Below are 12,465 nucleotides of genomic sequence, written 5' to 3'. Positions count from 1 at the left end.
CCCTGTCTTAACCCTTGCAAACGGTGAAGTGAGCCATGTCACCTACGGTACGTCGGCACCCGCGCCCTCGGCTGCGCCCTCCACTCGGGGTTCCGCTTGTGGCGGGGCCGGGGCTTCGGGGTGCTCGGGGTCGGCGAGCATCGAGGCCCTCAGATGCGCGAGTACCCGGGTCAGGAGGCGCGAGACTTGCATCTGCGAGAGGCCGAGGACGGCGCCGATCTGGGCCTGGGTGAGCTCCTCGCCGAAGCGCATCGACAGCATGCGCCGCTCGCGGTCGGTGAGCTGTTCCAGCAGCGGCGCGAGGGTCTGGATGTCCTCGACGTGCTCCAGCGCGGGCTCTTCGGCCCCCATCGTCTCGGCGAGGCAGTGGCCCTCGGTCCGGCCGTCTCCGTGGTCGGACTGCGGGGCGTCGAGGGATCCGCTGGTGTGGCCGTTGGCGGCGACGAGGCCGTCGATGACCTCCTCCTCCGTCAGGGAGAGGTGTGCGGCGAGGTCCGCGACCGTCGGCGGGCGGCCGACGAGGGCCGTCAGCTCCTCCTTCGCCTTGGCGAGGTCGATGCGCAGCTCCTGGAGCCGGCGCGGGACCCGGACCGCCCAGGTGGTGTCCCGGAAGTGCCGCTTTATCTCGCCTGTGATGTACGGCATGGCGAGGGAGGAGAACTCGACCTCGCGGGCCGGGTCGAACCGGTCGATGGCCTTGATCAGGCCGATGGTGCCGACCTGGACGAGGTCTTCGAGGTCGCCGCCGTCCCCGCGGCTGCGGAAGGGGCGGACCGCGAATTGCACGAGCGAGGTGTTCATCTCGACGAGCGTGTGACGTACGTAACGGTGTTCGGGGGTGCCTTCCGCGAGCTCGCGCAGTCTGCGGAAGAACACTCTGGACAGCTCGCGGGCGTCCGCCGGGGCCACCTCACGGGGTTCCTCGATCCGGGGCAGGGGGACCGCGGCGGCGGGGCGGGGCCCGGCCACAGTGGGGCCGGCGGTATGGGAGAACGGGGCGGGCATCGGCATGGGGTCGCTCCTTGGGCTGGTCGGCTTGCGGCGCGTGACCTTGATGGGCGTACACCCTAGCGGGTTCCGCATCCCCTTCCGCCAGTCCCTTGTTCTTGATCCAACCGGCTGGGCCCCGGCCGTGTTTGCGACCGGGTCCCGTTTCACCCGCACATCAGCCGTTCGGCCGGAACCCGTGGCCGTCCGGTCAATTTCCCCTGCCCCGGGCCCGTACACCGTGCCCGGCACGATCGCCACCTACGGTGTCGCCCGGGGGCTTCGGGTCGAACCGGGTGACGGCCCGACGGAAGCGGCCGTCGGTGTTGCCGATGCGGGCGCCGAGCACGGCGGAGGTGAGGAAGCCGAGGCCGACGAGGACGGCGCGGACGAGGTGGAGCCGCGGCTCGATGAAAGGGAAGCGGCACCCTTGTGCGGTGGTTCGGGACGTCGCAGTCTTGGCGGACGACCCAGGGGGGATCGATTCTCATGATCATGCGATCACATTTACGGCGGCGGTACGGAGCCGCACTCGCACTCGCCTCGGCGCTCGCGCTCGGGGTGGACTCCGGAGCCTCGGCCGCGACGCCGCCGGAAGGGGTGGTCCTGTACGCCGGGGCGCCCACCGCCGTCGACGGCAGCTACCTGGTCCTGTTGGACCCGGCCCGCGCGGGTTCCCGTACGGACCGGGGCCGGGCCGTGGTCGAACGGTTCGGCGCCACGGTCAGCAGGACGTACGACTCGGCCGTCAACGGCTTCGCCGTCCGGATGACGGAGCGCCAGGCGCGCCGGCTCGCCGCCGATCCGGCCGTCGCCCACGTCGCGCAGAACCGGAAGCTGCGCTTCGACGCCACCCAGCCGAACCCGCCCTCGTGGGGCGTGGACCGGATCGACCAGCGCAGGTCGCCGGTGAACGAATCCTTCACCTACCCGGCCGCGGCCGGGAAGGGCGTGACCGCCTACGTCATCGACACCGGAATCAACATCAGCCACCAGGACTTCGGCGGGCGGGCCTCCTACGGCTACGACGCGATCGACGGCGACACCGAGGCCGATGACATGCACGGGCACGGCACGCACGTGGCCGGGACGCTCGTGGGCACCACCTTCGGGGTGGCCAAGCGGGCGAAGGTGGTGGCCGTCCGGGTCCTCGACTGGAACGGGGAGGGCACGACCGAGCAGGTGGTCGCCGGGATCGACTGGGTCACCCGGCACGCGGTGAAGCCGGCCGTCGCGAACATGAGCCTGGGCGGGGATCCGGACGAGGTGCTGGACGCGGCCGTCCGGGGATCCATCGCTACCGGCATCACCTACGCGGTGGCCGCCGGAAACCAGAACATGGACGCCTCCGGGCACTCACCTGCCCGAGTCTCCCAGGCGCTGACGGTCGGAGCGGTGAGCGACCACGACGCACGCTCCTCGTACTCCAACTTCGGTCCGCTGGTGGACCTGTTCGCCCCCGGCGACTCGATCACCTCAGCGGTCTCCTGGGGTGACGAGTGGAGCACCGTCATGTCCGGTACCTCGATGGCCACCCCGCACGTGGCGGGCGTGGCGGCGCTCTACCTCGCCGGCCGGCCCACCGCCACCCCGGCCCAGGTGGCGAACGCCCTGACGGCCGCGGCCACCACCGGGGCGGTGCTGAACGCCGGACGGGGCTCGCCCGACCGCTCCCTCTACGTGGGCAACGTGCCGAACCGGGTGCTCGGCAAGCGCTTCCCGAACGGGACCAACCTCCCGGTCGGGGATCTGCAGACGGTCGAGTCCCGGATCACGGTCAGCGGGGTACCGGGGCGTGCGCCCGCCCAATTGGACGTGGAGCTGTACATCAAGCACCCGGACTCCGGGACCCTGCGGGTCGACCTGATCGCACCCGACGGGACCGTGTATCCGGTCAAGGACGAGTACACCGGGTGGGGCGAGGGCGACTTCGTCGGGCTGTACTCGGTGAACGCCTCCTCGGAGACGGCGGTCGGGGTGTGGAAACTGCGCGTGTTCGACGCCTTCGCAGGGAACACCGGTTACCTCGACGGGTGGGCGCTGCGGTTCTAGGGCTGGCGGGTGGCGCGCGCCGGGGCAGCGGACCCCGGGGCGCGCCGTCGCGTCAGCCGTTCGGGACCTCGTCCACGAAGGCCGTGCCCGCCGTGCGGTAGGCGCCGACCTTGGCCGCGACCTGGGCCGGGGTCAGGACCTGGTCCTTGACGTGCAGGACGTAGTCCACCTTCTGGTCGTAGGCGCGGGGCGACGTGCCCGGCTGACCGTTCAGGTCGATCAGCCACTGGTTGAAGTTGATCGACATGGGCCGCTCGGGCAGGTACCTGGCGTCGTGCGTGCCGAAGACCTGGCCGTCGATGTAGTAGGTGATGGCGTTGTTGTCGATGGTGAGCACCAGGTCGTGCCAGCCCGCGTAGCTGATCCGGGACTCGGTGTGCTGGTTGACCGCCTCCCACGGGTCGGGACGGTAGGTCTCCCAGGAGGTGGTGTAGAGGATGTTGGAGGGCTCACCCCAGCCGCCGTTGGGGAGGTACTCGAAGTCGTACTCGGCGTAGTCGTCGGCCATCGGGGCCTTGAGGTCGTTGATGGTGAAGAAGGTCTGCACGAGGTGGTCGCCGTCCGGGCCGTACTTAGGGGCGTCGGAGAACTTCACCCGCGCCGCGTACGTGCCGTTCTTGAACTTGCTTGTCTTGGTGAGGACTTCGGTCTGCTTGGTGCTCTCGCCGGAGCCGGCCGTGGAGGTCTCCATGTTCATGACGGTGCTGCCGCCCTCGGCCGCGAAGGTCACGTTCGAAGGGGACCAGGACGCGCCCGGGACCCCGGGACCGCCGGAGTTCGAACGCACGCTCCAGCCGTGGGTCGCTATCGCCGGGTCCGAGGAGGAGGTGTACGTGAAGTCGTCGAAGAGGCTGGCCCCGGCCGGTCCCGGGTCGGTCGGGGTCGGGGTGGGCGTGGGCGTCGGGCCCGTCGGGGTGGGCGTCGGAGTCGGGTCGGGGACGTTCCCGCCGGGCGCGGTGCCCCAGACGGTGGTGGAGCCCAGCTGGGCGGTCACCTTGTCCCAGTCCCCGTACGCCGTGCGGGATCCGTCGAAGGAGTAGTCGTCGGACTGGCGCAGCGTCTGCCAGTCGGCGCGGTAGAAGCGCAGCTGCATGTCGCCGGTGTCGGCGCCGGGGGCGAGGGTGCCCGCGCCGCCGGTGAAGGTGATCTCCAGGTACCGGTCGGCGGTGGCCGTGGGAGTCGCCGGGGTGCCGAAGGTGCCGGTGATGTTGGCGCAGCCCCTCACCGCCCACGAACAGGCGTACCGGTACTGGGTGTCCGGGCCGTCGGCCTTGAAGTAGTAGCGGAACGTGACCTGGTTCAGGGAGACGGCGCCGGAGCCGGTGTTGACCACCTTGAACCAGGGCTCCGCCTGGTCCGCGGTGGCCCCGGTGGCGCTGGTGCGGTACTGGACCTTGACGGAGTCGGCCGCCGCGGTCGCGGGCAGGGCGGTCAGCGCGGCCGAGCCGAGACCGGCGGTCAGGGCGATGGCCAGGGCTACGGCCGTACGGCGCTTGTGGGTTCGCATGCTGCGTTCCTCTCGGGGTGGGGGGAGGGAAGGGATCGGCCGCGCACGCCGAAGGCGGCGAGCCGGGTCTGGTGGTGGCCTTGCCTGCGGTGGAAGTCGGGCCAGTCGCGCTGCGCCGACCAGGCGGTTTCGGCCAGGGCGCACAGCCTCGGGAAGGCCAGGTAGTCGAGTTCGGCCGGGGTGCGCGCGTACTCGGTCCACAGCTGCGCCTGGGTGCCGAGGACACGGCGCGCGGCCTCGGGCTCCCAGTGCGCGGGGGCGGGTTCGTTGTCGTAGACACCACGCAGGTCGAGCACGCCGTCCTGGCCCCGGGGTTCGCCGGGATCGGCGGACTGCGGGTAGTCGAGGTAGGTGGAGCGGTACGGGGCCATGATCACGTCGTGGCCGCGCAGCGCGGCGGCCCGCCCGTGCTCCGCGTCGAGCCAGGCCATGGCCGTGAAGGGGGCGGGCAGTTCGGTGCCGGTCCGGGTCCAGCCGAGCGGGCGGCGGCCGAGCCCGGCCAGGTGTGTGGCGACGGCGTCCATGAACCACCCGTGCAGCGCGCCCGGTCCGGCCAGCCCCTCGGCGGCGATCCGCGCGCGGGCGGCCGGCGAACGTTCCCATTCCGCTCCGGGGCATTCGTCGCCGCCGAGGTGGACGTACGGCCCGGGGAACACGTCGGCGACCTCGTCGAGCACTCCCCGGCAGAAGTCGAGGACGGCGTCGTGGACCCCGAAGACGTTCTCGCAGATCCCCCAGCGGGTCCACGGTTCCAGCCGGACACCGGGGCGGTTGCCGAGTTCGGGGTAGGCGGCCAGGGCGGCGCGGGCGTGGCCGGGCATCTCGATCTCGGGTACCACGCTCACCCCTCGCCGGGCCGCGTAGGCGACGAGTCCGGTCAGCTCCGCACGGGTGTAGGCCCCTTCGTGCGGGACCCCGTCACCGGCGCTCTCCCTTCGCCGGCCGCCGATCTCGGTGAGCCGGGGGTAGGCGGCGACCGGCATCCGCCAGCCCTGGTCGTCGGTGAGGTGGAGGTGCAGGACGTTGAGCTTGTGCAGGGCGAGCAGGTCCACGAAGCGGCGTACGTAGGCCACGGGCTGGAAGTGGCGGGCCACGTCCAGCATGGCTCCGCGCCAGGCGAACCGCGGCCGGTCGGTGATCTGTACGCAGGGCAGCGACCAGTCGGGGGTGGGCGTACGGGCCTGCGCGCCCCCGGTGGCCAGCGCCTCGGGCGGCAGCAGCTGGCGCAGGGTCTGGACCCCGCGGAGCAGCCCCTCGGGGTGGGCGGCGCGCAGCAGCACGCGGTCGGGGCGGACGGTGAGGGCGTACCCCTCGGCGCCGAGGGGCCAATCGCCGGGTGCGCCCGGGCCCGGGTCCAGGAGGAAGGAGATCCGCCCGGCGGGGTCCGGGGCCAGCGGCAATCCGGTGGCCGGGGTGAGCAGTTCGCGCAGGAGCGCGGCCGCCCCTTCGGCTCCGGGGCCGGCGCGCAGTCCGGTGCGGCGATCGAGGGTGAAGCGGCCGGGCAGGGGGATCAGGAAGTCGGGGCGCGGGACGAGCGCGAGGTCGGGACGGAGGTCGGCGTCGGGCACGGCGTCGTGTTTCCTCACCTGATCGCGGAGCGGGACAACTCGCTTGAACAACTCACTTGAGCAACCCGTGAGTTGACCAACTGACCAATTGGTTAGCCGAGTGGCTAGAAGGTGACACGACCCGCGTGCGCCGTCAACCCCGAGCACAGGCAAGAAAAACGGCGGATGGCTCGCACCCTCCCCCGGCCGAGTGGTTAGATGCACATGACCAGTTGGACAGACGATCAGGGGAAGTGGGAGCGGGCCATGACGAAGGACGCGTCCGACTCATCAGGTTCGGTACTCAAGCGCGAGCGGGTCCGCGAGTACCTGCTGGGCCTCGTCGACATCCGCCGGCCGGGCGACGCGATCCCCTCCGAACGCACCCTGTGCGCCACCTTGGAGGTCTCCCGCCCCACCCTGCGCGCGGCGGTGGACGAGCTCGTGGCCACGGGCCTGCTCGTGCGCGAGCACGGGCGCGGGATGTTCGTGGCCCCTGCCAAGATCACCCAGGAACTGGCCGGCGACGAGGCCGCGTTCGCGATGCGCCGGGCCGGCGGACACTGGTCGGGCCGGATCCTGGAGCACTCCACCGTCCAGGCGGGTGCCCGTATCGGCCGCCGGCTGCGGATCTCCCCCGGCGCACAGCTCCTCTACATCGCCCGGCTGCGGCTGGTGGACGGCGCCCCGATGGCGATCGAGCACCTGCACATCCCGGCCGATCTGGTACCGGCGCTGACCCCGGAGGAACTGGAGGCCGGGGACCTCTACGAGCACCTGCGCGACCACCACGGCGTGTACGTGCACGAGGCGCAGCAGTCCATCGAGCCGACGGTGGTCAACGAGGCGGAGGCGGGCCTGCTGGACGTCCCGCTGCTCTCCCCCGCCCTGCTCATCGAGCGGCTCACCACCGACTCCACCGGTCGCCCCGTGGAGTACGTGCACTCCGTCTACCGGGGCGACCGCTACCGCATCGTCTCGCGCCTCGCCCTCGGAGCGTCCCTGGACGCGTCCCCGGGGGCTGGCCGGCCGGGCGGCCACCACCCGGGGATCCCGCCGGGCGACCTGGGCCGCCGGGCGGTCATCACCTCCACCACCACCGGGGACGTCCACACGAGCACGTGAGGAGCGGCGGGCCCGCCCGCCGCGGGACCTACGTCACCCGGAAGCCGATGGCGGCGTGCGACCGGTCGAAGGTCAGCCGGTCCCAGCTGGGGAAGGCGAGGTCGGTGACCGCGAGCAGCCTGCCGGTGGCGTCGTGCAGGGTGCGGCGTACGGACAGGCCGCCGGCCGGGGCGGCCCGGGGGACGGTGGTCCGGGTCATGGTGATGGTCTCGGCGACCCGGCCGGCCCGCTCGGCCTGCTCCAGCCAGTGGTGCAGGGGACCCAGGTCCTCGTCCCGGACGCCCTCCGTCAGACGGTCCCGGTAGCGGGCCAGCACGGGGGCCCCGGCGACGGTGCGGGCACAGAGGTACGTCACCGCGTGCCGCCGGGCCTGGCCCGTCGGGCCGGTTTCGCGGTGGTGGTGGACCAGGGTCTGCTCCCCGCCACGCATGCCGAGCTGGTCGGCGAGCGCGGGAGCCAGGGTGACCAGCGTGAGCCAGGTCTGCGTGGGGCCCGGGGCGTGCCCGGGGGCCGGGGCGGGCGCGGTCGGCGGAGCCGCCGGGTGCCGCGGAGCCTGTTCCGGCGTCAGGGTCGGTTCCGGCGTCAGAGCCGGTGCCGGGAGGGCCGTCCGGGTACCACGCTTGCCGGTGACGACCAGGCCGTCTTCCCGCAGGTGCTGGAGGGCGGCGCGGATGGTCTGCCGGTTGACCTGGTAGCGGGCGGCGAGGCTGCGCTCGGAGGGCAGCCGGGCGCCGGGGGTGAGTGCGGTGAGGTCGATCTCGCGCCGCAACGCTGCGGCGATCCGCTGGTACTTGGGCATGGCGGCCGGGCCGCCGCCCCGCGAAGGGGAGGGCATGGCTTCTCCTCTGACGGGAGGTCAAGGACTGCGCGGTCTGCTCGACCAACGTAGCATTGGTCTATACCTTTCAGTGAGAGGGGTTCCGATATCCGGACCGGTTTGGCCGGAACCACACCTCTCCTCAGACCCGCAGCGGGTTGGGAAGCGGCAGGTAGCGGGCGTCCGCCCCGTCGGCGCGGGTCCAGCGCAGCAACAGGTTGGTCTTGGCCGGGAGCGTCGGGGCGGCCAGCAGGGCGGCGATCTCGGGAAGGCCGTGGGCGGCGTCGAAACGCCGGAACTCCGCGCGGGCCGCCGGCCACAGGGACCCTGCCGCCTCCGGGTGGCTCTCCGCGAGCGCGCCCGCCACCTCGGTCAGGTGGTTGACCACCAGGCAGTAGACGAGCCGCTGCCAGGCGGCCTCCCGGTCCGGGTCCGGCAGGAGCTTCACTCCCTCCGCGTCCCGGAAGAGGGCCTGCGCGGGCACGCCCGCGGCGTCGACGGCGACGAGGGTGTTCTGGAGGTGGGCCTCCAGGACGACGCCGTGCCGCGCGAACAGGTGCAGGACCGGCGGCACCACCTGGCGCAGGTACGCCCGCCACCACCCGACCGGGTCGGCCGTCGCCTCGAGCGGGCTGCCCGGGTACCCCTCCGCCAGCGCGGCCGCCAGCAGGGGGGTGACACCGGGCTCCACGTGCGCCCCCAGGCCGTCGCGGACCAGTACCGCGAGCTCCTCGAAGGCGAAGGCGGCCGTACGGTAGCCCCGGTCGGACAGCCAGGCCGCGCGCGATCCGCTCCGGCGCAGCTCGGCGAAGCCCGCCTCGACCGCGGCGTCCGTGCGGCGCAGCTTCAGCAGGTCGTGCCGCCACAACCGGCGCACGTCGTTGGTGATCCGCACGTCGAGGCTGAACTTCACGAACAGGTCCCCGCCGTAAGCCCACCCACCCGCGGGACCGGCGGCCCCGGTGCCGGCGCCCGCGCCGACACCCGCGCCACCACCGACACCAGCCACACCCGCCGCACCCGCCCCGTCCGGACCGGCCCCCCACCCGCCCCCGGGCACGTACAGGGTCCGGATCGCGGCCGTCGGCCAGACCGGCACCCGCCCGCTGCCCAGCCGTACCAGCCGCCCGTCCGCGAAGGCCTCGCGTACGGCGGGCCGGGCGGCGACCAGGTCGAGCTGCCAGGGGTGGGCGGGCAGCAAGCGGTAACCGGCCGGCGGGCGCGGCCCGTCCAGCGCCTGCGCGAGCGAGTCGATCGCCGCGGCCGCCGCCGGTCCGCCCTCCTCCACCACCTGGTCCTCGCGCAGCCCCAGGAAGACCAGCGGGAAACGGGCGTACGCCTCGGGGGCGTACGGGAGCCAGGCGCCGGCCGGTGCGCCGCCCCGGGCCTTGGGGGCCGGGTGGTGGGGGTGCCCCATGACCAGGGCCTGTTCGGAGGCCACGTACGGGTCCGCCGGAGGTTCTGCCGCCGCGCGGGCGGTCAGCAGTGCGGCAACGGTCTCGCGGCTGTCGGCGATCTCGACCGGGAGCTCGTCGTTGGACACCCCGGTGTACTGGCGCAGTTCGTCGGAGACGAGCTTGACCAGCTCGGTGTGGCTGAGCGGGTGCCAGCCGGCCGCCGTCCGCAGCTCGGGCCACTCGGGCCGCCGCCCCCCGCGTACCCGCAGCAGCCGCCCGCTGCCGAGCATCCGGTGGACGCACCAGCCCTCCCCGGCGGACCGGACGGACCCACCGGCCGCGGCCGACCCGGTCGACCTCGCGGACCCGGCGGCTTCAGCGGGCTCGGCCGCCTCCCTGAGCAGGCAGTTCAGCAGCGGGGCGGCCGCACAGGCGTCGGCGGTGGCGGCGCTGTCGACCGCGTTGTCGACGGCGTGGTCAGCGGTGTTGTCGGTGGTGTTGAGGTCCACGGATTCCATTCGGTCCATCCGGAGCGCCGGAGGTGCGCGGGACGTACCACCGGCCGTGATCTTCAGTATCCGCGATGATGAAGCGATCATCGCGTCATCCGAGAGGATCAGGGCCCTGGACCGCAGCATGCACCTCCCCGCCACCCCGGCCGAAGAGGCCGTCGCCGCCGGACTGGACCGACAGGACGGCGTACGGCCCGGCCTCGGGTCCGCGTACGCCGCCGCGCTCCCCGGTGCGCGCGCCGCCGTACTGACCCGGCTGTGGCGGTCGCTCGCCTTCGAACCGCTGCCGTGGATCACGCGGCGGGAGCGGGGGGCCGGCGCACTCGCGCTCCGCCTCGCCTCGGGCGCCCGGCTGGAAGGACCGCACCCGGACCCTTACGCGACGACGTACTCGGCGGCGTGCGCGAGCGCGCCCCCCGTCACCGAACTACTGCTCGACGGCCGCCCCTACCGGCAGGCCGCCCTGCTGGTGGCGGCGCTCGGGCTGCCGTACGGGGAGGAGTTCGCCGCCGAGCTCGACGACAGCACGGCCTCCCTGGCCCTCTCCCGGGCCGGACAGCCGGCGGCCCCCGGCCCGGGCACCGTCACCGGCACCGGGCCCCGGGCCGCCTGGGAGTGGGAGCAGCGGGTGGTCGACGGGCATCCGTACCACCCCAACTGCCGTTCCCGCCCCGGCTTCAGCCCGGCCGAGCAGCTGGCGTACGCGCCCGAGCACCGGCCGGTGGTCACCCTCGGGCTGGCCGCCGTACGGGCCGGGGAGTGCCTGGTCGCCGGGGACTGGCCGGATGCCTGGCGGGAGGCAGGGCGGATCCTCGTACCCGTCCATCCCTGGCAGGCCGAGCACGTCCTGAAGCTGGGAGGAGCTCCCGGCCCCGGGCCGGCGCTCGCGCCCGGTCCCACCGCGCACCCACTGATGGCCCTGCGCACCCTCGCCCCCGCCGGGGGCGGGCCGCACGTCAAGACCACCCTCAGCACCCGGCTCACCTCCTCCGTGCGGGACATCTCCGTCTACTCCGTCGAGACGGCCGCCACGGTCTCGGCCTTCGCGCAGAACCTGTCCGAACGGCTCGACGGCCGCCTGCACATCACCCGCACCCTGGGCGCGGTCACCGCGCACACCCCGGACCTGGCCGCCGTACTGCGCGAGCCTCCCGAGGCGTACGCGGACTCCGGCGCGGGCGAGCGCGTCCTGCCCGTGGCCGCCCTGGCCCTCACGCCGTACGCGCGCTCCGCGCCCTGGCGGGCCGCTTTCGCCCGCCTCGCGCTGTCCGTGTGCCTGCGGGTCCTGGAGCTCGGAGTGGCCCTGGAGGCACACGGCCAGAACCTCCTGGTCGTCCTCTCCGCCGACGGCACCCCGCTGCGGCTCGTCTACCGCGACCTGGCCGACATCCGGATCAGCCCGGCCCGGCTCGCCCGCCACGGCCTGCCGGCACCGGCGCTGTCGGGACGGCTGATCACCGACGACGTGACCCTGCTGAGGCAGAAGCTCTTCGGCTCCCTGGTGGCCGGGGCGCTCGGCTCCACGGCGGGCACTGCCGCCGCGCTGGGTGCGGACCTCACGGCGGCGGCACCCGGCCTGCCGCGCACCGCCGACACCGGCGCGCTGCTGACCGGGCCGCTGCCCACCAAGGCGCTGACCCTGATGCGGCTGAGCCCCGGATCCCCGGGCGACCAGTGGGCGGAGCTGGACAATCCGCTTGCGGGGGGCTGATCCCGGGGCAGGGTCGGGCTACTGTCCAGGGGCATGGAATCGACTTCGCACTTGAACACCGTCCGGGTCTCCTACGACGCCGTCGCCACCGACTACGCCCAGCTGCTGATCGGTGAACTGGAGCGCAGGCCGCTGGACCGGGCCATGCTGGCCGCCTTCGCGGAGTACGTGCGCGCTGACGGCCCGAACGGCGGCCGGGCGGTCGCGGACCTGGGCTGCGGGCCGGGCCGGGTGACGGCGCACCTCGACGGCCTGGGGATACGGGCCTTCGGCGTCGACCTGTCCCCCGCGATGGTGGCGGTGGCCCGCCGGACGTATCCGGGACTGCGGTTCGAGGTCGGCTCGATGGGCGCGCTGGACATCGCCGACGGGGTCCTCGGCGGGGTACTGGCCTGGTACTCCATCGTCCATACACCGCCGTCGGAACTTCCGCCGCTGTTCGCGGAGTTCGCCCGGGTACTGGCCCCGGGTGGCTATGCGCTGATCGCGTTCAAGGCGGGCGACCGGCAACTGCGGCTGGAACACGCGTACGGACATCCGGTCGACCTCGACGTGTACTGGACCCCGCCCGAGCTCATCGCCGCGCTGCTGGCCGGGGCGGGCCTCACCGAGACGGCCCGGCTGGTCCGGGAGCCAGGGGCCGACGAGAAGTCCCCGCAGGGCTTCCTGCTGGCCCGCAAGCTGCCCTGACCCCGGGCGCGTGCGGGCGAACCGGGCACCGGGGGGCGCCCCGGGGCACCGGGGGCCGCGTCCGGTGTGGGCCGTTCGGGGGGCAACTCGGCCCCCGTGGGCCCGCCTTCGCCCCGAACG

Annotated in this window: 9 protein-coding genes; 4 read left to right on the top strand and 5 right to left on the bottom strand. The window is 73.5% G+C overall.

Features of this window, described 5'->3' with window-relative positions; all coding sequences use genetic code 11:
* Nucleotides 1-42: 42 nt before the first annotated feature.
* Nucleotides 43-1,011, bottom strand: a complete 969-nt coding sequence (locus tag OG389_RS34070; RefSeq protein ID WP_443059386.1) for a SigB/SigF/SigG family RNA polymerase sigma factor — start codon at nucleotides 1,009-1,011, stop codon at nucleotides 43-45.
* A 471-nt stretch (nucleotides 1,012-1,482) separates the two neighbouring features.
* On the opposite strand from OG389_RS34070, the gene OG389_RS34065 reads away from it, so the two are divergent.
* A complete protein-coding gene (locus OG389_RS34065) occupies nucleotides 1,483-3,039 on the top strand; it encodes a S8 family peptidase (RefSeq protein WP_328302835.1) in 1,557 nt (518 codons plus the stop codon).
* A gap of 52 nt (nucleotides 3,040-3,091) precedes the next feature.
* Here the strand turns inward: OG389_RS34065 and OG389_RS34060 are convergent, their stop codons facing one another.
* Nucleotides 3,092-4,546 (bottom strand): cellulose binding domain-containing protein, encoded by a 1,455-nt coding sequence (locus OG389_RS34060; protein WP_328302833.1) that lies wholly within the window; start codon nucleotides 4,544-4,546, stop codon nucleotides 3,092-3,094.
* Nucleotides 4,516-6,114 (bottom strand): beta-N-acetylhexosaminidase, encoded by a 1,599-nt coding sequence (locus tag OG389_RS34055; protein ID WP_328302831.1) that lies wholly within the window; start codon nucleotides 6,112-6,114, stop codon nucleotides 4,516-4,518. The genes OG389_RS34060 and OG389_RS34055 overlap by 31 nt, the downstream gene beginning before the upstream one ends.
* A gap of 246 nt (nucleotides 6,115-6,360) precedes the next feature.
* On the opposite strand from OG389_RS34055, the gene OG389_RS34050 reads away from it, so the two are divergent.
* A complete protein-coding gene (locus tag OG389_RS34050) occupies nucleotides 6,361-7,218 on the top strand; it encodes a GntR family transcriptional regulator (protein ID WP_328302829.1) in 858 nt (285 codons plus the stop codon).
* A 28-nt stretch (nucleotides 7,219-7,246) separates the two neighbouring features.
* Here OG389_RS34050 and OG389_RS34045 read toward each other — a convergent pair whose 3' ends face one another.
* Both OG389_RS34045 and OG389_RS34040 read right to left on the bottom strand, forming a co-directional pair.
* Nucleotides 7,247-8,053, bottom strand: coding sequence for a winged helix-turn-helix domain-containing protein (locus OG389_RS34045; RefSeq protein WP_328302827.1), 807 nt, complete (start codon nucleotides 8,051-8,053; stop codon nucleotides 7,247-7,249).
* Between the two features lie 124 nt (nucleotides 8,054-8,177).
* Nucleotides 8,178-9,950, bottom strand: a complete 1,773-nt coding sequence (locus OG389_RS34040; RefSeq protein WP_328304306.1) for an IucA/IucC family protein — start codon at nucleotides 9,948-9,950, stop codon at nucleotides 8,178-8,180.
* 118 nt (nucleotides 9,951-10,068) lie between these two features.
* Here OG389_RS34040 and OG389_RS34035 point away from each other — a divergent pair, with 118 nt between their 5' ends.
* Nucleotides 10,069-11,655: an IucA/IucC family siderophore biosynthesis protein gene (locus OG389_RS34035; protein WP_328302825.1), complete on the top strand. Its 1,587-nt coding sequence runs from the start codon at nucleotides 10,069-10,071 to the stop codon at nucleotides 11,653-11,655.
* Nucleotides 11,656-11,688: 33 nt separating this feature from the next.
* Entirely contained in the window at nucleotides 11,689-12,345 is a 657-nt protein-coding gene (locus tag OG389_RS34030; protein ID WP_328302823.1) for a class I SAM-dependent DNA methyltransferase, read from the top strand.
* Nucleotides 12,346-12,465: the final 120 nt, after the last annotated feature.

This window comes from Streptomyces sp. NBC_00435 (genome assembly GCF_036014235.1).
GTDB lineage: Bacteria > Actinomycetota > Actinomycetes > Streptomycetales > Streptomycetaceae > Streptomyces.
The sequence above is the reverse complement of the archived record's forward strand: the minus strand, read 5'-3'. Positions and strand labels throughout refer to the sequence as shown.